Origin of the sequence: Hyalangium ruber (genome assembly GCF_034259325.1) — a bacterium.
GTDB lineage: Bacteria > Myxococcota > Myxococcia > Myxococcales > Myxococcaceae > Hyalangium_A > Hyalangium_A rubrum.
Genome location: NZ_JAXIVS010000012.1, coordinates 140209 through 165321 on the forward strand (window position 1 = coordinate 140209; position 25113 = coordinate 165321).

22 protein-coding genes are annotated in these 25113 nt (G+C 69.2%); 9 read left to right on the forward strand and 13 right to left on the reverse strand.

Features of this window, described 5'->3' with window-relative positions:
• The first annotated feature begins 184 nt into the window (after positions 1 to 184).
• A complete protein-coding gene (locus SYV04_RS30475) occupies positions 185 to 1324 on the forward strand; it encodes a bifunctional chorismate mutase/prephenate dehydratase (RefSeq protein WP_321549473.1) in 1140 nt (379 codons plus the stop codon).
• The gene (pheA, locus tag SYV04_RS30480; RefSeq protein WP_321549474.1) at positions 1317 to 2135 is read left to right on the forward strand and encodes a prephenate dehydratase; all 819 of its coding nucleotides are present in this window, start codon (positions 1317 to 1319) and stop codon (positions 2133 to 2135) included. The genes SYV04_RS30475 and pheA overlap by 8 nt, the downstream gene beginning before the upstream one ends.
• Here pheA and SYV04_RS30485 read toward each other — a convergent pair.
• The 5 genes from SYV04_RS30485 to SYV04_RS30505 form a co-directional block, all read right to left on the reverse strand.
• Positions 2117 to 3244: a 3-deoxy-7-phosphoheptulonate synthase gene (locus SYV04_RS30485; protein ID WP_321549475.1), complete on the reverse strand. Its 1128-nt coding sequence runs from the start codon at positions 3242 to 3244 to the stop codon at positions 2117 to 2119. The two genes, pheA and SYV04_RS30485, sit on opposite strands and share 19 nt — an antisense overlap.
• A 59-nt stretch (positions 3245 to 3303) precedes the next feature.
• A complete protein-coding gene (locus SYV04_RS30490; RefSeq protein WP_321549476.1) occupies positions 3304 to 3867 on the reverse strand; it encodes a tetratricopeptide repeat protein in 564 nt (187 codons plus the stop codon).
• Positions 3868 to 4098: 231 nt separating this feature from the next.
• Positions 4099 to 5730 carry a sigma-54-dependent transcriptional regulator gene (locus SYV04_RS30495; protein ID WP_321549477.1) on the reverse strand — a complete coding sequence of 544 codons (1632 nt, stop codon included), beginning with the start codon at positions 5728 to 5730 and terminating at the stop codon, positions 4099 to 4101.
• 64 nt (positions 5731 to 5794) lie between these two features.
• Positions 5795 to 6748, reverse strand: a complete 954-nt coding sequence (locus tag SYV04_RS30500; RefSeq protein ID WP_321549478.1) for a GGDEF domain-containing protein — start codon at positions 6746 to 6748, stop codon at positions 5795 to 5797.
• A 131-nt stretch (positions 6749 to 6879) separates the two neighbouring features.
• The gene (locus SYV04_RS30505; protein ID WP_321549479.1) at positions 6880 to 7158 is read right to left on the reverse strand and encodes a glutaredoxin family protein; all 279 of its coding nucleotides are present in this window, start codon (positions 7156 to 7158) and stop codon (positions 6880 to 6882) included.
• Positions 7159 to 7179: 21 nt separating this feature from the next.
• Here SYV04_RS30505 and SYV04_RS30510 point away from each other — a divergent pair, with 21 nt between their 5' ends.
• Positions 7180 to 8337, forward strand: coding sequence for a DUF4388 domain-containing protein (locus SYV04_RS30510; RefSeq protein ID WP_321549480.1), 1158 nt, complete (start codon positions 7180 to 7182; stop codon positions 8335 to 8337).
• A gap of 9 nt (positions 8338 to 8346) precedes the next feature.
• On the opposite strand, the gene SYV04_RS30515 is transcribed toward SYV04_RS30510, so the two are convergent.
• Complete coding sequence (locus SYV04_RS30515; RefSeq protein ID WP_321549481.1) at positions 8347 to 9819, reverse strand: penicillin-binding transpeptidase domain-containing protein; 1473 nt, start codon at positions 9817 to 9819, stop codon at positions 8347 to 8349.
• Between the two features lie 105 nt (positions 9820 to 9924).
• Here SYV04_RS30515 and SYV04_RS30520 point away from each other — a divergent pair, with 105 nt between their 5' ends.
• Positions 9925 to 10716: an ABC transporter permease gene (locus SYV04_RS30520; protein ID WP_321549482.1), complete on the forward strand. Its 792-nt coding sequence runs from the start codon at positions 9925 to 9927 to the stop codon at positions 10714 to 10716.
• Positions 10713 to 11624 carry an ABC transporter ATP-binding protein gene (locus SYV04_RS30525; protein ID WP_321549483.1) on the forward strand — a complete coding sequence of 304 codons (912 nt, stop codon included), beginning with the start codon at positions 10713 to 10715 and terminating at the stop codon, positions 11622 to 11624. The genes SYV04_RS30520 and SYV04_RS30525 overlap by 4 nt, the downstream gene beginning before the upstream one ends.
• Positions 11625 to 11646: 22 nt before the next feature.
• Here the strand turns inward: SYV04_RS30525 and SYV04_RS30530 are convergent, their stop codons facing one another.
• A complete protein-coding gene (locus SYV04_RS30530) occupies positions 11647 to 11898 on the reverse strand; it encodes a sulfurtransferase TusA family protein (RefSeq protein ID WP_321549484.1) in 252 nt (83 codons plus the stop codon).
• A 219-nt stretch (positions 11899 to 12117) separates the two neighbouring features.
• Between SYV04_RS30530 and SYV04_RS30535 the strand changes: the two genes are divergently transcribed.
• Complete coding sequence (locus tag SYV04_RS30535; RefSeq protein WP_321549485.1) at positions 12118 to 14109, forward strand: DsbA family protein; 1992 nt, start codon at positions 12118 to 12120, stop codon at positions 14107 to 14109.
• A gap of 90 nt (positions 14110 to 14199) precedes the next feature.
• On the opposite strand, the gene SYV04_RS30540 is transcribed toward SYV04_RS30535, so the two are convergent.
• Entirely contained in the window at positions 14200 to 14595 is a 396-nt protein-coding gene (locus SYV04_RS30540) for a RidA family protein (protein ID WP_321549486.1), read from the reverse strand.
• Between the two features lie 76 nt (positions 14596 to 14671).
• A complete protein-coding gene (locus SYV04_RS30545) occupies positions 14672 to 16879 on the reverse strand; it encodes a RelA/SpoT family protein (protein WP_321549487.1) in 2208 nt (735 codons plus the stop codon).
• Positions 16880 to 17221: 342 nt separating this feature from the next.
• Here SYV04_RS30545 and SYV04_RS30550 point away from each other — a divergent pair, with 342 nt between their 5' ends.
• Positions 17222 to 18160: an FHA domain-containing protein gene (locus tag SYV04_RS30550; RefSeq protein WP_321549488.1), complete on the forward strand. Its 939-nt coding sequence runs from the start codon at positions 17222 to 17224 to the stop codon at positions 18158 to 18160.
• A gap of 15 nt (positions 18161 to 18175) precedes the next feature.
• Here SYV04_RS30550 and SYV04_RS30555 read toward each other — a convergent pair whose 3' ends face one another.
• Positions 18176 to 19834 carry a serine/threonine-protein kinase gene (locus SYV04_RS30555; protein WP_321549645.1) on the reverse strand — a complete coding sequence of 553 codons (1659 nt, stop codon included), beginning with the start codon at positions 19832 to 19834 and terminating at the stop codon, positions 18176 to 18178.
• Positions 19835 to 20048: 214 nt separating this feature from the next.
• Here SYV04_RS30555 and SYV04_RS30560 point away from each other — a divergent pair, with 214 nt between their 5' ends.
• Entirely contained in the window at positions 20049 to 20804 is a 756-nt protein-coding gene (locus SYV04_RS30560; RefSeq protein WP_321549489.1) for an FHA domain-containing protein, read from the forward strand.
• A 50-nt stretch (positions 20805 to 20854) separates the two neighbouring features.
• On the opposite strand, the gene SYV04_RS30565 is transcribed toward SYV04_RS30560, so the two are convergent.
• Entirely contained in the window at positions 20855 to 21217 is a 363-nt protein-coding gene (locus SYV04_RS30565) for a TraR/DksA family transcriptional regulator (RefSeq protein WP_321549490.1), read from the reverse strand.
• 133 nt (positions 21218 to 21350) lie between these two features.
• Between SYV04_RS30565 and SYV04_RS30570 the strand changes: the two genes are divergently transcribed.
• The gene (locus tag SYV04_RS30570; protein ID WP_321549491.1) at positions 21351 to 22232 is read left to right on the forward strand and encodes a DNA integrity scanning protein DisA nucleotide-binding domain protein; all 882 of its coding nucleotides are present in this window, start codon (positions 21351 to 21353) and stop codon (positions 22230 to 22232) included.
• A gap of 1 nt (position 22233) precedes the next feature.
• Here the strand turns inward: SYV04_RS30570 and SYV04_RS30575 are convergent, their stop codons facing one another.
• Positions 22234 to 22797, reverse strand: coding sequence for a PspA/IM30 family protein (locus tag SYV04_RS30575; protein ID WP_321549492.1), 564 nt, complete (start codon positions 22795 to 22797; stop codon positions 22234 to 22236).
• Between the two features lie 15 nt (positions 22798 to 22812).
• On the reverse strand, positions 22813 to 25110 hold the full coding sequence (locus tag SYV04_RS30580) for a vWA domain-containing protein (protein WP_321549493.1): 2298 nt from the start codon (positions 25108 to 25110) through the stop codon (positions 22813 to 22815).
• Positions 25111 to 25113 lie beyond the last annotated feature (3 nt).

Here is a 25113-nt window from a genome sequence, read left to right on the forward strand (position 1 = left end):
GGAGGTGGCCATCAATGGTGGATGTTGGAAACGACTCGCATCCGATGTGCAGCCTCCGTGTAACGATGATGAATACGCGTGGAGAGGCTCTTGCTATTACCCTGCCTACGACACAGTCCGGCAGCCCACCTCGGAACCGCCGACAGCGCGATGACTCTCCCGTGGCTATAGTAAGGCTCCCCTTATGGCGGACCTTCCGGACCTCGAAACCCTCCGAAAAGCCATCGAGCGTATCGATGATGAGATCCTCGACGCCCTCCGGCGGCGGATGGATCTCGCGGACGACATCGCCAAGACCAAGCTAGCTGCGGCCTCCCCTCTCCGGGACCCTCGCCGCGAGGACCTCGTGCTCCGCAAGGTGCGCGAGGCCGCCGCGTCCCGGGGCCTGGATCCCCATGAGCTCGAGCGCATCTACCGGCTCATCATGGACATGTCCGTCGCCCGGCAGCAGGCGCTCATCCACCGGCTCGACACCACCCCCCTCCGGGTGGGCTACCCCGGCATCGAGGGCTCTTACAGCCACCTCGCCGCGCGCCAGCGCTACGCGGGCCGTCCCGGCGGCGTGCTCCTCTCCGGCTTCGAGACGGGCCGCGAGGTGTTGGAGGCCCTGCGCCGAGGCGAACTCGACCTCGCCCTGCTCCCCATCGAGAACACCTCCGCGGGCAGCATGAACGAAACCTACGACCTGCTCGCCGAGGGCCGCGCCGTCATTACTGGCGAGCTGGTGAGCCAGGTGGACCATCGGTTGCTCGGCCTGCCTGGAGCGAAGCTCGAAGACCTGCGCACCGTGCTGTCCCACCCGCAGGCCATCGCGCAGTGCGACACCTTCCTGCGCAAGATGCCGTGGATCCGCCCCCTGCCCGAGTTCGACACCAGCGGCGCGGCCCTCAAGGTGCGCGAGCTGAACGATCCCACCGTAGCCGCCATCGCCAGCGAGTCAGCCGCCCAGCGCTTCGGGCTGGTGGTGCTGGCGCGCGACATCCAGACCGCCTCCGGCGACTACACGCGCTTCGTGGAGATTGCCCGCGAGGCCGCGCCCGTTCCTCCGGACGTGCCCTGCAAGACGTCGCTGATGGTGGTGCTGGAGCACCGCCCCGGCACGCTCGGGCAGGTGCTGATGCAACTGGCCCATCGCGGAGTGAACCTCGCCAAGCTGGAGTCCCGCCCCGTCCCGGGCGAGCCCTGGCGCTACCGCTTTTATCTGGACGTGGAGGGCCACGCGGCCTCCGCCCCTCTCGTCGCGGCGCTCAAGGACCTCGAGCCCCTTACCTCCTCCATGCTCCTGCTCGGCACCTATCCACGCGCGGAGTCTCCTCGTGAGTAGGCTCCGGATCGCCTTCCAGGGCGAGCGTGGCGCCTACGGCGAGGAGGCCACCAACGCCCTCTTCGGCCCCACGGGGGAAGCCGTCCCCCTCTCCTCCTTCCGCGCCGTCTTCGAAGCCGTGGCCCAGGGCCGGGTGGATGGCGGCGTGGTGCCGGTGGAGAACTCCATCGCCGGCTCGGTCACGGAGAACGTGGACCTGCTGCTGGAGTTCCCGCTGTCCATCACCGGCGAGCTCTCGCTGCCCATCCACCACTGCCTCCTCGCGCCGGCGGGGACGGCGCTGGCGGACGTCGAACGCGCCCTCTCACACCCCCAGGCCCTGGCCCAGTGCGCTGGCTTCCTGCGCCAGCGCGGCATCACCCCCGTGGCGGAGGCGGACACGGCGGGCAGCGCGAGGCGGGTGGCGGAGCAGCGCCCTCCCCGCACCGCCGCCATCGCCAGCCGGACCGCGGCGGGGCTCTATGGCCTCACGGTGCTCCAGGAGGGCATCGAGGACGCGCCGGACAACCACACCCGCTTCGTCGCGATGTCCGCCGTTCCCGCGCAACAGGGCCCTCGAAGCAAGACAGCGCTGGCGCTCACCATGGAGAACGTCCCCGGGGCGCTCTACCGCGTCCTGGGCGCGTTCGCCACGCGAGGCCTCGGCGTGCAGCGGCTGGAGCCCCGCCCCCTGAAGCGCCCAGGCGAGTACGTCTTCTGTCTGGACGTCGCGGGTTCCCGCGAGGAACCCGCCATGGCCGAAGCCCTCGACGAGGCGGCGCGCTCCTGCCGCTCGTTCCGGGTGCTGGGCAGCTACCGCGTCGCCGGCTGAGCGCGCAGCCCGTCCCCGTTGCGCACGGCCTGCTCGTACGCCTCGCGGATGATGCGCGCGTAGCTCTGCAGCGCGGGCAGCTGCTCCAACCGCAGCGCCTGAGGCCCGTCGCACAGCGCCTGCTCCGGGTACGGGTGGAAGTCCACCAACACCATGGACGCGCCAGCGATCAACCCCTGGCCGATGGCGTGGAAGATGTCCGGCAGCCCATCCGGCCCCGCCTCCGCGCGACCGATGGCGTGAGAAGGGTCCACGCACACCGGCAGCCGCGTGAGCCGGCGCACCACGGACACATGCGCGAAGTCCACCATGTTCCGGTGCGGGTCCCCCAGGTGCGTCTTTACCCCGCGCAGGCAGAAGACGATCTTCGGGTTGCCCTCGCTCGCCACGTACTCACAGGCGTTGAGCGACTCCTCCAGGGTAATGCCCATGCCGCGCTTGAACAGCACCGGGAACACCCGCTGCTGGCCCACCTGCTTGAGCAGCTCGAAGTTCTGCGCGTTGCGCGTGCCCACCTGCAGCATGACCCCGGTGGCGTTTCCGGACGCCTCCAGCGCCTCGCGGATCTCATCGATGTGGCGGGCGTTGGTCACCTCCATCGCCACGACCTTGATGCCGTGTTTGCCGGCCAGCTCAAACACCCACGGCAGGCACGCCGCGCCGAGCCCCTGGAACTCATAGGGGCTGGTGCGCGGCTTGTACGCGCCCATGCGCGTGGTGCGGATGCCACAGCGGGCCAGCGCCCCCATCATCGCGTCCACGCTCTCGCGGGTGTCCACCGCGCACAGGCCCGCGAACAGGTTCACGCTCCGCTCATCGAAGGTGACGCCGTTGTACTCGAAGCCCACCTGCGTCTGCCGCTTGCCGCCGTGGCGGCCGATGACGCGGTACTTCTCGGACACGCGCACCACCTGGCGCACGCCCGGAATCTGCTCGAAGGGCTCGGAGGGAACCTGGGCCGTGGGCCCCAGCAGGTAGATCTCGGTGACCGTGTACTCGGCCCCCTCGATGCGGTGCGTGCGCGGGGTGAGCCCCTTGTACTGCGCGGCGACCTGCAGAACCGCGTTCACCGCGGACTCGGAGGAGTCCGGCTCCAGCATCACGATCATTCACAGGCTCCGGGCGGGAGAAGGGTCACCCAGAGGGTAACCACCGCCTCCCGCGCCGCTCAGCCCGCGGGGCGCAGCCGGGCAGCCAGGTGCGCGTAGTGGCTGCTGCGCTCGGCATCCCCGAGGTGCGACCAGACGTCCGCCAGCGCCCTCGCCGCCTCGATGAAGCCAGGGTGGTACTCGAGCGCCAGCTCGAAGGCATGGCGGGCGTGCCGGTAGCGCGCCTTGTCCGCCCGGCGCGAGCCCCGCGCCAGCAGCGCCTGCCCGAGGGTGAAGATCTCGACCGCCGCGGCCTCCCGGTACGGGGGCTCGGGGTTGAGCTGGAAGGCGCGCTCCAGCAGCGTGGAGGCCGCCTCGGGCTCGTCCAGGTCGAGCTGGCAGAGCGCGGCGTTGCGGTAGTTGTCCGCGAGGGTCGGGTCCAGCTCGATGGCGCGCTCGAAGCACCGCAGCGCCTCCGCCGGCCGCCCCAGCCGGGCCAGGGAGAACCCCTTGGCGCTCAGCGCCGGAGAGTGACGAGGATCCTCGCCCAGCACCTTGTCGAAGGCCTGGATGGCGGAGGGGTGATCCCCGGACATGGAGCGGTTGACGCCCTCGTTGAACGCCGCGAGCAGCTTGTGTGACATCCGTTGCCTCTCATCGAGGGGCCGCGCGCCCGACCCACAGCGCGGCCACACGAATAGCCTGACAGGCAAGAGACGGGCTGAAAAGCCAGCCCCCCTTGGGAGCTGGCCTCCGCCGCAAGTCTCGCTAATAAGTGTTCACACCGCAGCGCGGGGCTGAGGGATTCCCTCAGCTTCGCGCACGAGGAAAGGTCCCCTCGAAAAGTCCGGGTATCTGGGGACCCAGCCCAGGGCTCAGAACTCCGCGCTGGCGCGCGGGTCGACGATGCCGCACTCCTTGATCTTGTAGAGCAGCGCCTTGTAGCTGATGCGCAGCTTTCCGGCCGCCTTGCGCTTGTTCCAGGCGGTGCGCTGGAGCATGGCGAGGATCGCCTCGCGCTCGGCCAGCATCGCCGCCCGCTTGCCGATGTCCTTGAGCGACATCTCCCCCAGCGGCACGCTCGGAGGCGGCGGCGGAGGCTGCGGAATGTCGAACGGGTTGGCGTAGCGCGGAGACATCTGGTTGAGCGGCACGTCCATCGTCGGCACCACGGGCGCCCCACCCCGAGGCGGCATCTCCAGCACCTGCACCGAGGAGGTAACGGGCGGCCGCACCGGCTCGGGCTCCACGGGCCGCGAGGGCGGCGGCGCCACCTCTTCCCCACCCGCGTACGAGGTGGGCAGCGACGGAGCGCTGGCCGGAGCGCGGCCCGCGCGCAGCTCGTCCAGCACCATCGTCGGGTCCTTCAGCACGCAGAGCCGGCGCACCATGTTCTCCAGCTCGCGCACGTTGCCCGGCCAGTCGTACTCGGTGAAGGCCTTGAGCACCTCGGAGGGCAGCTCGGCCACGCCGTGGATGAAGTTGCGCCCGTACTTCTTGAGGAAGTGATCCGTCAGCGGCACCACATCCTCCATGCGCTCGCGCAGCGCCGGCAGGCGGATGGCCACCACGTTGAGGCGGTAGTAGAGGTCCTCGCGGAAGTTGCCCAGCGCGATCTCCTTCTCGAGATCGCGGTTGGTGGCCACCACCACGCGGCTGTCCACGCGCACGCTCTTCTTGCCGCCGACGCGGAAGAACTCCTCGTCCTGCAGCACCTGGAGCAGCTTGGCCTGGAGGCGGATCGCCATCTCGCCAATCTCATCCAGGAAGATGGTGCCCTGGTCGGCCAGCTCGAACTTGCCCGGCTTCTCCGCCGTCGCGCCGGTGAAGGCGCCCCGCTCGTGGCCGAACAGCTCGCTCTCCAGCAGCTCGCCGGGCAGCGCCGCGCAGTTCACCTTGATGAAGGGCCGGTTGCGACGCTGGCTGCGCGCGTGGATCTCCCGGGCGATGACTTCCTTGCCCGTTCCGGACTCGCCCAGCAGCAGCACCGGCACATCCGTGTCGGCGATGCGCTCCACCAGCGCGCGCGCCCGGCGCATCGCCGGCGAGGTGGAGATGAGCACCCGCGCCTCGCTCGGGCTCTCCAGGACCTGCGGCGCCGCCAGGGACGGCCCCGGCGCGGCGGCCTGCCGGGAAGGAGCGCGAGTGCCCAGCGCACGGGCCAGCACATCCTCCAGCTCGTCATTGCTGAACGGCTTGGAGAGGTAGTCGCTGGCGCCCATCTTCATCGCCCGCACCGCGTCGTCCGCGCCCGCCAGGGCCGACAGGACGATGACGGGCGCCGAGCCACCCGTGCTCCGGTAGCGCCGCAGGACCTCCAGACCGCTCATCTCCGGCATCACCACATCCAGCAGCACCGCGTCGAACGAGCCCCCCTCCAACATCTCCAGCGCCTGCGCCCCATTGCCCGCGCACCGCACCTGGTATCCCGCGTTCCCCAGCAGCTCCGCCAGGAACGTCCGCACCGACTCCTCGTCGTCCACCACCAGCACCGCGATCCGATCCATCCCCACGTCTCCCCTCGCCCGTACCGAAGAAGGTGTCACCGCGACTCGCCGCGTGCCACCCCACTCACACCGATATCCGACTCACGCCGAAGTCCGGCCGGCGCACCTCGCGCGACCGGCGCATCTCCTCGAGCGCCGCCTTCAACAGCACCGTCGGCGCCCCCACCACATCCGGAAAACTCACCGCTCCCAGCATCAGCGAGGTGCGCAGCACCTTGCCCTCCACCTGGAAGCGCGCCAGCTCGAAGCGCGCCGAGACGCGCTCCAACACCGTCGGCATCGCCTCGGCCGCCGTGCCCGGCAACATCATGGCGAACTCGCCATCCGACACTCGCGCCACCACGTCCGACTCCCGCACCGTCTGTCCCAGCACGACCGCGGTGTAGACCAGCAGCCGGTCCGCCATGGCCGCCCCGTGCTGCTTTCGCACGGCCCGGAAGTTTTGCGGCGCGCACGTCACCACGGAGAAGCCTCCGCCATAGCGCTCCGCCCGCCGCGTCTCCTGGCCGATCATCGCCATGAAGAACGCCTTGTTGTAGAGGCCCGTGAGCGGATCATGCAGCACCAGCGCGGTGCCCGTGTCCGCGCCCTCGGCGGCGCGCAGCACCGCGGCGCGCAGCCGCAGCTGCGAATGCAGCTTGAGCGCCAGCTCCGCCCCCGAGACCGAGCGCGACACCATGTCCACGCACTGCCCCTTCTCCAGGCAGTGGCGCCAGGCCTCCGGCTCGTTCGGATCCACCATATAGAGCAGCGGCACCGTGCTGCCGCCGAGCTGGCGCAGCCTGCGCACCGTCGCCACCGCCGCGAAGTCCGGGCCCTGGGCGGCGAGCACCACCGCATCGGGCCGGATGACCTCGAACAGCGGCGCGGCCGCGTCGAAGCGCGTGAGCGGCACCACCCGGAACCCGCCCTCGGCCAGCAGTGCCCGCGTCCGCTCCAACTCGTCGGCCCGCGGCTCCACCAGAAGGACGGTCGGCTGAAGCCCCGCTTTCCCACCGTGCTTGCGCTTCAACCCCACTGCTCCGTCCTCCTCCCCTGGTTCAGAACTTTCTTCCCCACCCTGGCCCCCGCCGGCTCCCCCAGATTTACAGCCCTACCCGCCGCCCCACCCTGTCCATCCCCTTGAAGTTCCAGGAGAAGGGTACTGCTTTACTCTTCTCGGGAGCCTTGAGGAGCAACCCCTGTGCCATCCTTGCCCCTCAGCAGCCAGGCCTCCACGGCGGCCTCCTCCACCCGGTGTTTGAAGGCCAGCTCGTCATTGATGAAGACCACGGGGATGTCGTAGCGCCACGCCTGCAGGGCCGCTGGATCCTCCAGAATGCTGATGATCCTCAGCTCGAAGGGGATACGAGCACGTACACGCTCCACCACGGCGATCGCCTCGTCGCACAGGGAGCAGGCGGGTTTCGAGTAGATATCGACCTTCATGGCGTTGCAGGATGCTCAGCGATGCACGGCCTGTCAGGAGACTTCGCGACGATGCCCCTCAAGGACGTCGTCAGCTACCTTGGGAACCGTCGGATATCCGGCATCCTCAGGGTCCAGCGGGGCGGCGTCTTCAAGGAGATGACGGTTGGAGAGGGGTGCGTCATCAGCGCCAGCTCCAACCAGCCGCGCGAGTTCCTGGGCCAGTTCCTCATCAACATGGGGCACCTGACCGAGGATCAGCTCGGCAAGGCGTTCGAGACGCAGCGCGCCACGGACATCCTGCTGGGCAAGGTGTTGGTGATGAAGGGGCTGGTGCCGGAGCCCACCGTCCACAACATGCTCAGCCTCAAGTTCCGGGAGATGCTGCTGGATGCCTTCCAGTGGTCGGACGGTGAGTTCCAGTTCGACACGGTGGAGGCGCCGCCCAGCGTCGAGGGCTTGGACATCCGGGTGGACCTGCTGGACGTCCACCGCGAGGGCGAGTTCCGGGAGACGGCGTGGCAGGCCATCCGGGCGGTGTTCCCCTCGGGGCAGGCGCGGCTGACGGTGGATGAGCGCCGGCTGCCCGAGCAGCGTCAGTCCGGAGGCCTGGACGATCGGATCGTCGCCCACATCAAGGAGGGCATGACGATCGACGAGATGGCCCTGGCGCTGCACGCCTCGGACTTCTACCTCTACCAGCGGCTCTATGCGCTCTACCGCCAGGACGCGGTGAAGGTGCGCGAGGAGCCCGTCGCGCCGCCCGAGCCAGTGCGCGCGCCTCCGAAGTCGGAGCCGCAGATCATCGGCTCGGAGTCGCCCGCGGACGAGGTGATTCAGGCGGCGCGCATGTTCCTGGACATGAGCAACTACCGGGACGGCGAGGCGCTGGCGCGCCGGGCGCACGAGCTGGCCCCCTCGCCGGAGACGGCGGCGCTGCTGAAGCAGGCGGAGACGGGCCTGTTGGACTCGCTGCGCTGGGTGCTGATGGATCCGCCGCAGGTGCCCTCGCTGCAGGTGCCCTCGGCGAAGCTCAAGACGATGCAGCTCACCGCGCCGGAGCGCTATCTGCTGTCGCGCATCGACGGCAAGCGGGACGTGGCCGCCATCGTGCGTGTGTCGCCGCTGCACGAGCTGGACGCGCTGAAGTACTTCCAGGGCTTCGTGGACAGCGGCTTCGTGAAGCTCACCCCGCGCTGAGCTGCCCCTTCACGGAGGCGCGGGGAGCCCCGTGGCCGTCGCCGGCAGGCTCAGCGGGGCATCCTCGAGCGTCGGCTCCTCCACCCCACCCTCCTCCCCTGACACCTGCTGGGTGGGAGGCGGCGCGTCCGTGGGCGCGGGGGACGGCGGGCTGGCCGTCTCGGCCACGGCGGCCGGGATCGGGAACGGCACGGGCACCCGCTCCAGGGCCAGACGCATGGCCTCGCGCCCGAGCCACGTGGCACGGATGCGCCAGAGCGGATCATTGACGATGAGGGCCGCCACCGCCACGCGGGGGTTGTCCTTGGGCGCGTAGCCCACGAACCACGAGTAGTCGCGGAAGGGGTTCTTGTCGGCCAGCGTGCCGGTCTTCCCCACGGCACCCTCCACGCGGAAGGCCCGCTCCCGGAAGATGCGGCGCGCGGTGCCCCGGGTGACGGTCTCCTCGAGCATGTTGGCCATGGCGCGCTTCACCTCGGGCGACAGCACCTGCTCGGGAGCGGGTGGAGTCACCTCGGGCGTGAACTCGGCGACGGGCGAGGGCTCGAAGAGGACGGGATCGCGCCACACCCCGGTGGCGGAGGCGGCGGCGAGCGCGGCGCCATGCAGCGGCGAGAGGAACACGTCCCCGAAGCCCGCGCCGGTGTTGGCCAGCTCGAAGCTCTCCTCGGGGATGGAGGCCAGGGAGATGTCCGTGGGGATGGGGAACGGGATGGGCCGGTTGAAGCGCATGCGCGCGGCCATGCGGCGCAGCGCGTCGGCGGACAGGTACTTCTGGGTGAGCTTGGCGAAGACGACGTTGGCGCTCTTCCCCATGGCGGACGACAGCGAGTAGCAGTCCCCATCGCGCTCGCTGTCCTCCAGGAGCCGCTCGGTGAGCCGCCGCTTGCCGCCGTGGAAGCAGGCCTCCTCGTCCGGAGACACCCCAGCCTCCAGGAGCGCGCCGCCGGTGACGATCTTGAAGATGCTGGCGGCCGGGAACACCGCGCGCGTCGTCAGCCCGCGCATGCCGGGCTGGGCCTGGGAGTGCTCCGCCAGCGCCAGCACCCGCCCCGAGGAAGGCTCGATGACCACGGCGGCGCCATAGGGCACCTGGTAGTCCTGCATGATGCGGGTCAACTGCCCCTGGAGCAGCGGATCCACCGTAAGCGTCTGCTCGCCCTGCTTGCTCGACACGACGAGGCGCCCCTGCTTGTTCACCCGGGCCTGGGCCAGCAAGTCCTCCTTGCGGGTCAGGGTCCGCATGCGAGTGATGGGGGGCGCGTCCTGGCGCGAGGGGACCGGCACGGGCGGCAGCAGCCCCAGCAGCTCGGTCCCAGCGTCCGGGGCTTCGGTCCCCGCGTCCGCCCCGGTTCCAGCGTCTGACAGCCCCGCATCGGTGGCGTCGAGGACCTGGGAAGAGTCCGAGGCGGTGCCCATCGCTCCGAGCAGGAGAGCGAGGGGAAGGAGCAGCGCGGCGAGGAGGTGGCGGGCGTGAGGCATCAGGCAAGGCCGATACTAGAGACTTGGCGGAGCCTGTCCACGTCCGCTCCCTCGACTGCTCTCCAAGCGGTGGAAACTGGCTCGCCCCCCCGGGATTTGACTAGGGTGCGCCGCACTTTGAACGTCTTGAAAGAAATCGCGGTGATCTGGGGCGCCGAGACGCGCCGATCCGTGCGCAGCGGGCGCGCGGTGGTGCTCCTGGGCCTCTACACCCTGTTCGCCGCGTTCGTCCTCGTGGTGGTGGGCGCCTTCTTCTCCCAGGTGACCCAGGGAAACCCGGACCTGCAGGGGCTGACGGACATGCCCCCCATCGTCCTGGTGGTCTTCAAGGTCAACCTCTTCTTCCTGCCGGCGTACGTGGCGCTGATGGGGTTCGATCAGATCAGCGGAGAGGTGGGCACGCGCTCCATCCGCTACCTCACCCTGCGCGCGCGCCTGTCCGCGCTGCTGATCGGCAAGTTCCTGGTGCAGGCCACGCTGCTGCTGGGGCTGGTGCTCATCATCGACCTCGGCATCTTCGTCTACGCGAAGATCACCACTCCGGGCTTCACCTTCTCCTCGCTGCTGCTCAACCTGCTGAAGGTGTGGGGAGCCACCACCGTGTTCTCGCTGGCGTACGTGGCGCTGACCACGTTCTGCTCCAGCGTCGAGCGCAGCTCGGCGGTGAGCCTGGTCTTCAACTTCATCCTGCTGTTCATCTTCTGGTTGATGGACTTCGCGGGCGGCTTCGCCACCAGCGCCGTGCGCTACATCCGCTACCTGAGCCCCTCCTTCTATTCGTCGAACCTGCTGAGCTCCGATCCGAGCGAGTTCGGCGTCAGCGGGCTGGCCTACGCGGTCTTCACGCTGGTCTTCCTGGGCGGCGCCTACGCCATCCTGCGCGCGAGGGACCTGTGAGCCAGCCCGCGATCGAACTGTTCCAGGTGACCAAGCGCTTCGGCCAGAAGGTGGCCGTCAACGCCGTCTCCTTCTCCGTCCAGCAGGGCGAGGTGTACGGCCTCATCGGCCCCAACGGCGCCGGCAAGACGACCACCTTCTCGATGATGTGCGGCTTCCTCTACCCCAGCGACGGCACGCTCAAGGTGATGGGCGTGGAGCCCACGGCGCCAGGGGCGCTGAAGGGCAAGCTGGGCGCCCTGCCCCAGGACGCCATCCTCCCGCCGGGCTGGCAGGTGGGAACGCTGCTGACCTACTGGGCGAGGCTCTCCGGGCTCCCCCAGCCCGAGAAAGAGGCCCGCGAGGCGCTCGACAAGGTGGGGCTCACCGAGGCGTGGGCCGTGCAGACCACCGCGCTGTCCCACGGCATGGCCAAGCGCACCGCCATGGCGCAGGCGCTCATGGGCCAGCCGCCGCTGGTGCTCCTGGACGAGCCCACCGCCGGGTTGGATCCACGCGTGGCCGCCCAGGTGAGGCAGATCATCCGCGACATGAAGGGCAAGCAGACGGTGGTCGTCTCCAGCCACAACCTCCAGGAACTGGAGGAGCTGTGCGACGCGGCGGCCATCCTCGACCGGGGCACGCTCGCTCAGGCCGGGGCCATGTCGGAGCTCACCGGCCAGCAGGCCGAGTTCCGCGTGCAGATCGCCCGGGGCGAGGTGCTCCCTCCGGAGCTGACCCAGCTACCGGGCGTCAAGGACGCGAAGATGGAGGCCCCCGGCGTGCTGTTGGTGCGCTTCGACGGCCAGAACCACAAGCCCGAGGAGGTCATCAGCCGCACCGTGGGGCACCTGCTCCAGACGGGGGTGCTGATCCTCGGGGTGAGCCGGGGCCGCTCGCTGGAAAACCGGGTGCTGCAGATTCTTTGAAACTCGCGGGGCGCTCGCGTCACTACGCCCCGTGACCCTGCTGCTCACCGGCCTTGCGCACCCAGCCCACGTAGCTCGCCCCCCTCCGCTCCATGCGGACGAGGGTGTGGCCGGTGGCCTCGCACCAGGCCGGCAGATCGGCCTCCAGGCCGCGATCGGTGGAGATCAGCTCCACCAGCGTTCCTATCCGCAGCCGCCGGATCGCCTTGGCGATCTCCAAGATGGGAACGGGGCAGGCGGCTCCCGAGGTGTCCACGCGCACGGCCGCTTCCATGCTGCCGAGTCTGGCACGCGGAGGGCGACCGCGCAGGAGGAATTTTCGAGGAAAGTGCCCTGTTTCCGGGCATCTGGAGAAGGCAGAGAGGCCGCTGATGAAGCGGCGGCTCGGCTTGCGTGGCCGGATTTCACTCTGTTATCTAGCCCGCCTTCTTTCCCCCGCCAGGGGCCGCCACGCACAGTACGGATCTGAGACGCAAGGAGCAGAACAGAGACTATGAAAGCAAACGTCATCGTTGCCCTGGTAGTGGGCATTGTGCTCGGGTTCGCGGTGGGCAATGCCCGCAGCGCCTCCAAGAGCACTGAGAGCGGTACCCCTTCGGTTGCCGCTGCCGCGGGCAAGGTCGCGGATGCGGCTCCTTCGGCTCCCGCGCCCTCGCGTCAGGGTGGCCGCGCGGTCGACCCGACCGTCTTCAAGGTTCCCGTCGAGGACTCGCCCGTCAAGGGCAGCGCCGACGCGCTCATCACCATCGTCGAGTTCTCCGACTACCAGTGCCCGTTCTGCTCGCGCGCCCACAACACCGTGCAGAAGCTCCAGGAGGAGTACGGCAACAAGGTCCGCGTGGTGATGAAGCAGAACCCGCTCTCCTTCCACCCGCGCGCCAAGCCCGCGGCCGTCGCCGCCATGGCGGCCGGTGAGCAGGGCAAGTACTGGGAGTACCACGACAAGCTCTTCGCCAACGCCAAGCAGCTCGAGGACAAGGATCTCGAGAAGTACGCCGAGGAGATCGGCCTCGACATGGGCCGCTGGAAGAAGGACCTGACGAACGCGAAGTTCAACCAGATCATCGACCGTGACCAGGCCCTGGCCGGCCAGCTGGGCGCCAACGGCACCCCGGCCTTCTTCATCAACGGCCGCCTGCTGTCGGGCGCGCAGCCCATCGACAACTTCAAGGCGATCATCAACGAGGAGCTGCCCAAGGCCCAGAAGCTGGTGGACGGCGGCATCAAGCCCTCGCAGGTCTACGCCTCCATCATCGAGAAGGGCTCCACGCGCGCCGCGCCGCCCCCGTCCGCCCAGCCGCAGCAGGCCGCCTACCGCAAGGTGGACTTCCCCGCGGACGCGCCCTCCTTCGGCCCGAAGCACGCCAAGGTGACGATCGTCGAGTGGTCCGACTTCGAGTGCCCCTTCTGCGGCCGCGTCATGCCGACGCTGCAGAAGATCAAGGAGAACTACGGTAAGGACGTGAAGGTGGTGTTCCGTCACCAGCCGCTGCCCTTCCACGCCAACGCGAAGCTGGCCGCCGAGGCCTCGATGGCCGCGCACGAGCAGGGCAAGTTCTGGGAGTACCACGACAAGCTCTTCTCCAACCAGAAGGCCCTGGATCGCGCCTCGCTCGAGAAGTACGCCCAGGAGCTGAAGCTGGACATGGGCAAGTTCAAGTCCGCCCTGGACAGCGGCAAGTTCCGCGCTCAGGTGGAGGCCGACTCCAGCGCCGGTAGCGCGGTGGGCGCCAACGGCACCCCGACGTTCTTCATCAACGGCCGTCAGTTCGTGGGCGCGCAGCCCTTCGAGAACTTCAAGCAGGCGATCGACGAGGAGATCGGCAAGGCCGACAAGCTGCTGGCCAGCGGCGTGAAGATCGAGAACCTCTACGCGAAGGTGATGGAGAACGCGGCCAACGCGCCTCCTCCGGCCGCGGAGCAGGCTCCGGCCGAGCCGGCGGTGCAGAAGATCGAGGTGGGCAAGGCTCCGGTGAAGGGCCCCGCCAACGCCCCGGTCACCATCGTGGCCTTCTCCGACTTCGAGTGCCCGTTCTGCGGTCGCGTGGTGCCCACGCTCAAGGCGCTCGAGGAGCAGTACGGCAACAAGATCCGGGTGGCCTTCAAGCACCAGCCCCTGCCCTTCCACGCGAACGCCAAGCCGGCCGCCGCCGCCGCCATGGCCGCGCACGAGCAGGGCAAGTTCTGGGAGTACCACGACAAGCTGTTCGCCAATCAGCGCGCCCTGGATCGCGCCTCGCTCGAGAAGTACGCCGAGGAGCTGAAGCTGGACATGGGCAAGTTCAAGGCGGCCCTGGACAGCGGCAAGTTCAACGCGCAGATCGAGGCGGACTCCGCCGAGGGCTCGCGCGTGGGCGCCAACGGCACCCCGACGTTCTTCATCAACGGCCGCACCCTGGTGGGCGCTCAGCCGGTGGACGCCTTCAAGCGCGTCATCGATGAGGAGCTGAAGAAGGGCGGCTCGGTGGCCAAGGACGCGAAGTAGTCCTTCCCCCACCCCTGAAACACCTGAGGCCGTCGGACCGAAGCGGGTCCGGCGGCCTCTGTGTTTTCAGCGCCTGAGCGCCTCGGTACTTCAGGACACGGCGATGGCGTCGATCTCCACCTTGGCGCCACGGGGGAGCGCGGCCACCTGCACGGTGGCGCGCGAGGGGGGCGCGCCGGTGAAGTGGCGGCCGTACACCTCATTGACCTTGGCGAAGTCGCCCAGGTCGGTGAGGAAGATGGTGCAGCGCACCACGTGGGAGAAGTCGAGCCCGCCGGCGGCGAGCACGGCCTTGAGGTTGAGCATCACCCGCTCGGCCTGGGCCACCACGTCGCCCTGGACCATCTCCATCGTCTTGGGGTCCAGCGGAATCTGGCCGGACAGGAAAGTCATCTTCCCGGCCTCGACCTGGATGGCCTGCGAGTAGGGGCCGATGGCCTTGGGGGCGTCGTCGGAGTGAACGGCTTTGCGCGCCATGAGGGGCACCTCGGGGGTTGGGCGACCCCGGAGGTGGGGCCGCGGTTGGCCCCGGTGCCTCTAGCACGAATCCCCGGCCGGGCGCTCAGATGCGCTCGACGGATTGAACACCTTTGATCCCTTCGATGGCGCGGATCAGATCGTTGAGCTGCTTGAGATCCGAGATCGTCACCTCGAAGGTGTTCACCGCGCGGTCATCCCCGGTGGCGCGGCAGTTCGCCTGGGAGATGTTGACGCCCTTCTTGGAGAAGGTGTTGGAGATGTCCGACAACATGCCGGGCCGGTCCGCGGTGAGCACGCGCAGGGTGACGGGGCGCTTGAAGTCGCCGCGCACGTCCCAGGTGACGTCCACGCGCCGCTCGGGATCGGTGGCGAGCGCCTTCTCGCAGTTGTCCGTATGCACGGTGACGCCGTGCCCACGGGTGATGAAGCCGGCGATCTTGTCGCCCGGGACAGGGTTGCAACAGCGCCCGAAGCGGACCAGCACGTCATCCACGCCGCCGATCTGCACGCCGCTGCGGCTCTGGCGCCCCACCAGACGCTTGGCCAGGTCCGTCACCTTGGACAGGCCGGGCAGCATGGAGGAGCCGTTGCCGTCACTCACGGTGGCCCCGGCGGGGACGGGACGCTCCTCGGAGCCCAGCTTGTCCTGCGGGACGAAGTGCTGAATGAGCTGCTGCGGCATCACCTTGCCGTAGCCGATGGCCACCAGCAGGTCGTCTTCGATCCGGTAGCCGAACTCCTCGGCCGCCTTCTTCATCTGACCGCTCTTCATCAGGCGGTTGAGGTTGAGCTGGAAGCGCTTGAGCTCGCGCTCGGCCAACTCGCGCCCCAGCAGCAGGCTCTTGTCGCGCTGCTGCTGCTTGATGAAGTTGCGGATGCGCTGCTGCGCGCGGCTCGTCTTGACGAAGGTGAGCCAGTCCTTGGAGGGGTGCGCCTGGGGGCTGGTGAGCACCTCCACCATGTCCCCGTTCTTCAGCTTGTAGCGCAGCGGGACGATCTTCCCGTTCACCTTGGCGCCCACGCACCGGCCGCCCACGTCCGAGTGGATGGCGTAGGCGAAGTCCACCGGCGTGGCCCCGCGCGGCAGGCTCTTCACGTCACCCTTCGGCGTGAAGACGAAGACCTCGTCGGTGAAGAGGTCCACCTTCACCGTCTCGAGGAACTCCTTGGGGTCCTTGAGGTCCTGCTGCCACTCCATGAGCTGGCGCAGCCAGGCGAACTTCTCGTCGTCCTTGGAGATGAGGGCCTTGCCCTCTTTGTACGCCCAGTGCGCCGCGATGCCTTCCTCGGCGATCTTGTGCATCTCCGGGGTGCGGATCTGCACCTCCACGCGCTCGCTCAGCGGGCCGATCACCGTGGTGTGCAGCGACTGGTACATGTTCGGCTTGGGGATCGCGATGAAGTCCTTGAAGCGCCCCGGCACCGGCTTCCACAGCTGATGCACCAGCCCCAGCGCCTCGTAGCAGGCGGGCATGGTGGGCATGAGCATGCGGAAGGCGATGATGTCGTGGATCTGGTCGAACTCGATGCCCTGCGACTTGATCTTCTTGTAGATGCTGTAGACGTGCTTGAAGCGGCCGCTGACATCGCCCTTCAGCCCACGCTCCTCCATCTTGGAGCGGATGAGGGTGCTGGTGTCCTCGATGTACTTCTCCCGCTCCTTCTTGCGCTTGTCGAGCTTCTCCAGGAGCGCGAAGTACTCCTGCGGCTTGACGTAGCGGAAGGACAGGTCCTCCAGCTCGGTCTTGATCCAGCTGATGCCCAGGCGGTTGGCCAGCGGGGCGTAGATGTCCAGGGTCTCCTGGGCAATGCGCGCCTGCTTCTCCTCGGACATGTGGTCCAGCGTCCGCATGTTGTGCGTGCGGTCGGCCAGCTTCACCAGGATGACGCGGATGTCCTGCGCCATCGCGATGATCATCTTCCGGAAGTTCTCCGCCTGCTTCTCCTCCTGGGAGAGCGTGGCGGAGGCCGAGAACTTGGACAGCTTGGTGACACCGTCGACGAGCTGAGCCACCTCGGCGCCGAACAGCTCGGTGAGCTCCTCGGAGGTGGCCAGGGTGTCTTCGATGGTGTCGTGGAGAAGGCCCGTGACGATGGAAGCCTCGTCGAGCTTGAGCTCGGCGAGGATGCCGGCGACCTCGAGCGGATGGATCAGGTAGGGCTCCCCAGACTTGCGGAGCTGGCCCTGATGCACCTTGGCCGAGTAGACGTACGCCTTCTTGATGATGTCCAGATCAGGGTCCGGGTGATACGAGGCGACCCGCTGGAGGATGTCGTTGAGGCGAATCATGAAGAGGGAGACGCAATCGTAACTGTCGCCTCCAGAGGGGGCAACGCCATGCGTCGTCTCTGTTGAAACCAGCGCTGTCACACCCCTAAAGTCACTTTGCTCATGTCACAGCTCCTGCTGTCCGCCCTAGCCGTGGTCTGCCCGAACTGTGACGGCCACAATCCGCCCCGCGCGCCCACCTGCGCGCTGTGTGGGACGGCCCTGGGCGAGGCAGCGCCCCCTCGGACGGCTGCCCCCCGGGCGACTACCGGCTCCCGCCCCGCCGCTCCCGGAGTGGCCGCCCCCAGACCCGCCCCCGGAGGTCCCCGCCCCGTCGAGGCCGGCCCTGCCGCTCCCCGGGCCGTGGAGAACGTCCCCCCCGGCCTGAAGCCCTCCTCGGCCCGGACCCCGCCTCCCTCGGCCACCGGCGGCATCCCCGTGGAGCCCGCGGCTCGGCCCCCGCCCGCGGCGCCCGCCGTGGCACCCGTTCGAGCTCCAACGACCGGCACCGCCCAGGCCGCGAAGCCCGCGCCCGCCGCCCGGCCGCCGCCACCGCCGCCCGTGCCCACCGAGCGCCCGGCGCCTCCCGTTCCGGATGCGCCCGCCGTCGCTCGCCCCGCTGCTCCGGCGGCGGCCACTCGCCCCGCTCCGGCCGCCTCGCGCTTCGGGCTCACCGTGGTCGCGGGAGCCACCCGAGGCCAGCGCTACAAGCTGCCCGTCACCGGGTGCGTGGTGGGCCGCAGCCGTGGCGCCATCCTGCTGCAGGAGGACGCCTTCGTCTCCGCGCTCCACGCCACCTTCCTGGTGAAGGAGGGCGCGCTCTTCATCCGGGACGAGTCCAGCGCCTCGGGCGTCTACGTCACCATCCCGGGCACGGAGGCCATCGCGCCTCGGACCCTCTTCAGCGCGGGCTCGCGGCTGTTCCGCTTCAGTGGCCGCCTGGAGATCCCCATCGCCCAGCCCGGGCAGCCGGTCATCTACGGCGCTCCGGTGCCACTCGGCCAGGCCATCTACGTGGTGGAAGAGGTCCTCATGGGCGGACGGGCGGGCCGCGCCGTGGTGTCGGCCGCCGCGCTGCTCACCATCGGCCAGGCCCACTGCGATCTCAGCTACCCGCAGGACGAGGGGTTGGCCAGCCGCCACTGCGAGCTGAGCCCCACCGCCACCGGCGCCATGCTGAGGGACCTGTCGGGCGGCCTGGGGACGTACGTGCGGATCGCCCCGGCCACCGAGCGGGCGCTAAGGGCCGGAGACCGCGTCCGCATCGGTCAGACCATCTTCCAGATCGAAGCGCTGGGCTGAGCGGCGCCCTGCCCCTCAGGGGGTGGGGATCGCCGCGGTGATGCTCTTGAGGCTCTGCTCGATGTAGCCACGGGCGCGCGAGTCCGGCGCGTCCTTGAGGTGCCGGGCCCACCACGCGCGCGCCTCGTCCAACTGTGGGCGCTGCTTGTCGGTGTGGTACCGCTGCCAGTACACCTCGCCCAGCTTGAGGGCGATCTCCGGCTTGGGGTTGAGCCGGAAGGCGCTGCGGTACTGGGAGGCCGCCTGGTCCAGGGTCCCCTTCTGGTACACGCGGTCGCCCTCGAGCTCCGCCTTGCGAGACTCGTCCACGTTGCGCTTCTGGACGGGGATCTCCTGGTCGTAGAGCGGCGTGTTGGCGTCCGGGTTGGCGCTCGTCTCGCCGGGCACGGGGGCGTTGCTGGGCCGGGTGTACGGCTCTTCCGGGGGCGGGCCCTGGTAGACGTTGAAGTAGTAGTACGCGGCGATCGCCAGCGCGGCGAGGAACAGGGTGATGGTGAGCGCCTTGAAGAAGCCGAACCCGCCCTCGGCGTCCGAGACGGTGGGCACGACGGCCTCCGTCCTGTCGCTGGTGGGCATGGGGTTGAGCGCCGTCTGCATCAACTCCGGCACCGCGCGCACGGTGGCCTCGACGGTGGGCTCGGCCCAGCCGGGATCGGTGCCGGGCTGCGTGGAGAGGTGGTTGCCTCCCGTGGCCCGGCGCGGCAGCGGCGCCAGCACCGGCGAGGACACCGGCGGCGAGACGGGAGGCAGCGAGGCGCCCCGGCGCGCCGTGGACTCCTGGCGGCGCCGCTCCCGTTCCACCGCGGCCAGCTCGGCCTTGAACGCCTCGGCGTTGGCGGGCCGGTCATCCGGGTTCTTGGACAGGGCGCGGAGGATCAGCCGCTCCAGGCCCGTGGAGATGCGCGCCTCGGGACGGCGCCGCGACGGCGGGGGCGGCTCCTCGGTGAGGTGCTTGGTGGCGAAGCCCACCGCCGAGTCCGACTCGAAGGGCAGGAGTCCCGTCGTGAGCTGGTAGAGGATGACGCCCACCGCGTACAGGTCCGAGCGGTGATCCAACGCCGCGCCCCGGGCCTGCTCGGGGGACATGTACTCGGGCGTGCCGCACACGAAGCCCGCGCGGGTGAGCGCCGGCCCGTCCTCGCCCGTGGAGTCGGTGATCTTCGCGATGCCGAAGTCGAGCACCTTCACGAAGTCCGCGTCGTTGCGGCGCTGCTCCACCATGATGTTCTCGGGCTTCAAGTCCCGGTGGATGACGCCAGCGCCGTGCGCGTCGGCCAGGGCGGAGAGCACCTGGCTGACGATCCGCACCACGCGAGACTCCTGCAGCGGCCACTCCCGGCTGAGGATCTGGTGGAGATCCTGACCGGGCACGAACTCCATGGCGATGAAGAGCGCGCCGTCCTCGGCCTGACCGAAGTCGAGGATGCTGATGGAGTTGGGGTGGTTGAGGCGGCTGGCGGCCTTGGCCTCACGCTGGAAGCGAGCCACCGTGCGCTCGTCCGACAGCAGGGACTGGCGCAGCACCTTGAGCACCACCGGCTTGTCCAGGGCGAGCTGGCGCGCGCGGAACACCTTGCCCATGCCGCCCTCGCCGATGAGGGCCTCCACGCGGTACTTCCTCGCCAGCGTCTTGCCGATGTACTCATCGGCCTCGTTCGCCGACTGGGAGCGCACGAGGGTGGAGCCGCAGGAGGGGCAGTACTTCGAGGACTCTCCGGCGTCAGCGCCGCAAGTGGGGCAGAGCAAAGGGTGTTCCGTCTTCAAGGTCGTGCAGGGTGATGAGAACCCGACTTCAACACGTTGCTTGGGTCTGCATCAAGCCGTGCGAGCCATGCTCGCGAAGCGAGCAACCCTTCTTCGGGCTTGATATGACGCGGAGTGCATTGCCATGACCTTCTGCTCTCGCTGTGACGCCGAGAACCCCGACGACGCCTCCTTCTGCCAGGCGTGCAACGCCCCCATGCGTTCGGGCACCCTCGTGATGGCGGTTTCGCAGATCGCCCCCCGCCCCCAGGTATCGCTGCGCGTGGTCCGCGCCGATGGTGGCCCGGAGTCCGTGGTGCGCATGCAGCGTGACACCCTGACCTGCGGAGGCCAGGCGGACCTGTCGCTGCCGGATGACCCCTTCGTCATGCCGCAACAGGCGCGCTTCTTCTTCTCGGGAATCCGCCTGGCCGTGGAGGACGTGGGGGGCGCCAACGGCGTCTTCGTCCGCCTGCGCCAGGAGCGGGAATTGCCCACCGGCGGTGAGCTGCGGCTGGGCCGGCAGCGGCTGGTGCTCGAGCCGATTCCAACGGCCTCCACCGGGCCGGGGGGCGCGCAGATCTGGGGCTCTCCGGATGCGGGCTACCGGCTGCGTCTCGTGCAGCTCCTCGAAGGGGGCATGCGCGGCGCCGCCTACCCCCTCAAGGAGGGGGACAACATGCTGGGCCGCGAGGTGGGGGACATCACCTTCCCCACCGACGGCTTCGTCTCCGGGCGCCACGCCGTCCTCACGGTCCGCAAGGATCAGCTGTCGGTCCGGGATGTGGGCTCCTCCAACGGCACGTTCATGCGCCTGGCGGGCCCCACCTTCGTGGACAACGGCGACCACTTCCTCATCGGTCGCCAGCTGCTCCGGGTGGAGATCCAGGCGCCGGTCTGAGCGCACCGGGGCCGCGCAAGCAACCTTGCGCGACCCTGGACGGCCTTCGCTCAGCCGTAGGAGCGCTCCTTCTTCTCCTGCTCCTCCTTGCAGCGGATGCAGAGCGTGGTGACGGGGCGGGCCTCCAGGCGCTTGGGAGAGATGTCCTCCTCGCAGCGCTCGCAGATGCCGAACGAGCCGTCCTCGATGCGCTGCAGCGCCTTCTCGATCTTCTGCAGGAGGAACTTCTCCCGATCCCGCAGACGGAAGACCATGGACTGGGCGTACTCGGAAGAGGCCTGATCGATCTCGTCCGGGAGGTCGTCAGTATCGAAACTGGACTCCTCCACCAGGGTCTTCTTGGCGCTCTCGAGCAGCGCGGTCTTGCTGTCCTCGAGCATCTTCTTGTACCGCTTGAGATCTTTCTGGTTCACGGCCTTCGCTCCGATGGGCGAGAAAGAAAACGGACCCCGTCCCCCTAAAAAAAAGGCCCGAAAGCTTTATTCACATGGACCGTAGTGTCAAGGTGCGCATGCCCAAGGCTGAGTGGGAGAGAGGGGAAGTGTAATGAGCGAAGGTACGAAATTCGACCGGGAGTTCCTGCGCTCGGCCCTCTCTCTGGCAGCCAGGAACGAAGTAGACCACTTCTTGTACATCTGTGACACGCCCATCGCACCGGAGGACCTGCGAGGTAGGCCGGCGCGCAAGAAAATCATCTACGCGGTGACACTGGACAAGATCGCCCAGGACTACATGGCCCGGCAGCTTCGGGCCCTGGTCATTCCCGCCTATGACTACTCGCGTACGGAGCGGGTCAAGGTAGCCCTCGTCTCGGCGCTCTCCCAGGGGGCGATCAAGGAGGGGGACCTGGTGCTGTGCATGACCGGGAAGGTTGGGCGAGCGCCGGACACGCTGATGCACATGCGCATCGGGGGTTCGCTGGACGACCGGGTCGCCATCGAGGGTGTAAAGCTGGGCGAGGAGTTCAACTCGCAGGTGGTGGACGCGCTCATCCAGCTGGCGCTGCAGATCGGCCAGGAGGGCTTCGAGGGTCACCCCATCGGGACGATCATGACGATCGGGGACCACACGAGCGTGCTGGAGAAGAGCCGGCAGATGACCATCAACCCGTTCCAGGGCATCTCCGAGGCGGAGCGGAACGTGTTGGACCCGAAGATCCGCGAGGCCATCAAGAACTTCTCGGTGCTGGACGGGGCGTTCGTCATCCGCGAGGACGGGGTGGTGCTGGCGGCGGGCCGCTACCTGTCCTCGGCGGACGAGGCGGTGAAGATTCCGCTGGGCCTGGGCGCGCGGCACGCGGCGGCGGCGGGCATCACCTCCTCCACGCACTGCATCGCGCTGGTGGTGAGTCAGACTTCGGGAGCGGTGCGGCTCTTCAAGGGCGGCAACATCGTCCTGGAGCTGCACCAGACGGCGCGCCGGACCTGAGCTACTCCTCCTTCTCCCCTGCCCCGCGCTCCTCGCGGTAGATGTCCGCGAGCGCGTGCGCCCGCTCGATCTCATCGCGGGCAGCGTCCACGGCGAGCACCTTCTCGATGCGGTCCACGCGCTCGCGCATGGCGCCGGTGACGAGCCCACCGGCGACGAGCCGGGCCGAGGCGCTCTGGCGCTCGGTGCGCAGCTCCACGACGCGCCGGCCTACCTCGTTGGCGGCCTCCAGCAGCAACCGGGCATCCTCCTCGGCGCGCTCCAGGGCCTCTCGGGTGGACTTGAGCAGACTCTCGGTCTGCTCCTGGTCGCGGGCGAGCACGGACATGCTCTTCACGTCTCCCCGGGAGTCGGCCACCGAGAGGCGCTGGGCGATGTCCGCGAGCTGGCGCGTGTAGCGCTCCTTCGCGCGAGACAGCTCTCCCTTGAGGGCCAGCAGCGTGGCGGCGGACTTGCGTACCTCGGCCGCCTGGCGCTCCAGGTCCTCGATGAGCTGATCGAAGGCCGCGAGCGGGTCCGCGGGCTTCTGCTTCTTGTCCTTCTTGCGAAAGAGGCCGAACAGCATGTCCAGGGCGAGAGCCTACCCGAACGGACGGCAGAGGAGGCGCACGCGCGCGAGGTTGTCCTGGATGGGCTTTCCGCCCACCGCCAGCGCCGCCAGGTAGCGCGGGGGCGTCATCTGGTAGACACCGAGCAGGTGCTGGAGCAGCGCCACGCTCTCGGTGGCCCGGCGGTCGGCGGGCGCCAGGGAGGCTGCCTCGGCCAGGGCATCCAGGATGTCCGCCACGCGCGCCGTCACGTCGGCCCCGGGAGCCTCACGCTGCGGCGCCGCCGGGGGCTGCTCCGGAAAGAGCGCATCGAAGGAGACCTCCACCGCCACGGTCGCCGTGGAGGCCGCGCGTTTGGCCGCCACGGCCTCGAGCGCCTCCAGGTGGGGAAAGAGCGCGTCGAGCATCTCCGGCGTCTCGTGGATGTCCGGGGGCAGCAGCGTGCGCCAGGGCGCGTCGAACTCGGTGCGGGCCCACTGGATCTCCTCGTCGGAGAGGTGGTGGTAGAAGGCGCGGCCGCCCTGGGAGCGCTGCTCCTGCACCAGGGCCTTGAGGTCCATGTTCTCCTCGCCGAGCGAGATGAAGCTCAGGGCGATGTTGAGCGAGTCCACCGGGGCGCGGGTGCGGCGGATGAGCTCCATGTCCACCCGGTCCTCACCATCGGTGATGAGCACCACGGTGGCGCGGGCGAGGTAGGGGTCCCTGCCCTGCGCCGCCCGGATGGAGTCGAAGGCCGCCATCAGCGCCAGGGTGATGTCCGTCTGCCCCTCGGCGGGCGAGTGGCGGAAGAGCTTTTCGATCTGCCGGGTAGCCTCGGAGGCTGTGTCCACCCGGGCCAGCTCCGTGGGCGAGTCGTTGAAGAAGGAGAAGTACAGCGGATCGAAGGGCTGATCCCTGCGGGCCTTGGCGCGCAGGTTGTTGAGCTCGGCGATGACGATGGCGTCGCGGAAGCGGGCACGGGCGCCGTGCATGGAGCCGGAGGCGTCACACACGTAGACGCGCACGGCGGTGCGCTTCATCTTCTTGGGCTTGGGAGGCGGCTCCTCCTCCATATAGGCGCGCACGAGCTGCCGGTTCGCGGCCATGTCGTAGACGAGGAGCCGAGGGTCGGTGACGACGAAGTCGTGAACCTCGTGGAGGCTGCCCGTCGTCTCGAAGTGCATCTTCTGCGTGGGGTACGGCACCCGCTTGGGGATGGGCCGCAGCGCCCGGGTGTCCACCTGGACGATCTCCTCGGAGAGCGAGTCCTCCACGTCGAAGTAGCGCGCGCAGCCGGCCGCCAGCTCGAAGGCGGCGAGCTGCTCGGGATCGAGCGAGAAGGCCAGGTCCGCCAGCAGATCGTCCGCGCGAGACTTCCGGCCGTCTTCCTCTTGGAGCCCCTCGTCCACCTCCCCGCCTTGCGTGCGGGGCGTCTCGCCGAACCAGCGCGCCATCTCCTGCTGCTCGGCCTTCTCCATCAGCGAGCGCATCCTGCCGGTGGCGGGCAGCATGGGCTCCAGGGCGGCGTGGGCCGCGGCGGCCAGTTGGGACTCTCCAGCCTCCACGGCGCGCTCGTAGAGCCCTCGGAGCGAGCAGTAGGCCTCCCCCGGGGAGCGCCGGGCGGTGCTGCGCACCTGCTTCACCAGCTCATCCAACGAGCGTACGGGCGAGCTGGCGCGGGTGCGCTCACGCGCCTCGGCCACCTCGCGGCGCAGCACCACGCCCCGGTCACGATCGTGGTCCGCGCCCAGGCGCAGCAGCATCTCGTGGGCGAGATCCAGGTCGCGGCGCTTCTGGAGCACGTCCTCCACGTTGTCCCGCGCCCGCTCGGCGAGGAACTCGGCGATGGCCATGCGAGCGCTGGCGGGCGCTCTCCCCTCCCAGACATGGCCGGTGCGCGGGAGGATCTCGAACGGCGGCGGCGCGGCGGCGGGGGCGGAGCCGAAGACATCCGCCACCTTCACCACGCGCGCCAGCTGCACGAAGGCGCGCTCCAGCGTCGTCCTGGCGCCCGGGGGCATCTCTCCCGCGCGGCGGGCCCGCTCCACCCGGCGCAAGCGCTCCTCGAACTCCTCGAGCGCCTCGCTGGCCCGCGCGCCCAGGGCCTCCGCGAGCTTTCCGGCCCTGCCCTTGCGCACCCCGAGGCTGCGCAGCAGGTGCGCGTCCGCCAGGGTGTGTACGCCCACCCGATCCAGCTCCCGGTCCAGCGCCGCGATCGTCGGGAACGCCAGGTCCACCTCGCCGGGCGCCATGAGCCCGAGCGCCCAGCCGACCACGCCGGACGGACGCTCGGCGGCCTGCTGGAGCGCGTCGAGCCGCTGGCGCAGCCCCGTGAGCTGGGGGGCGAGCATGCT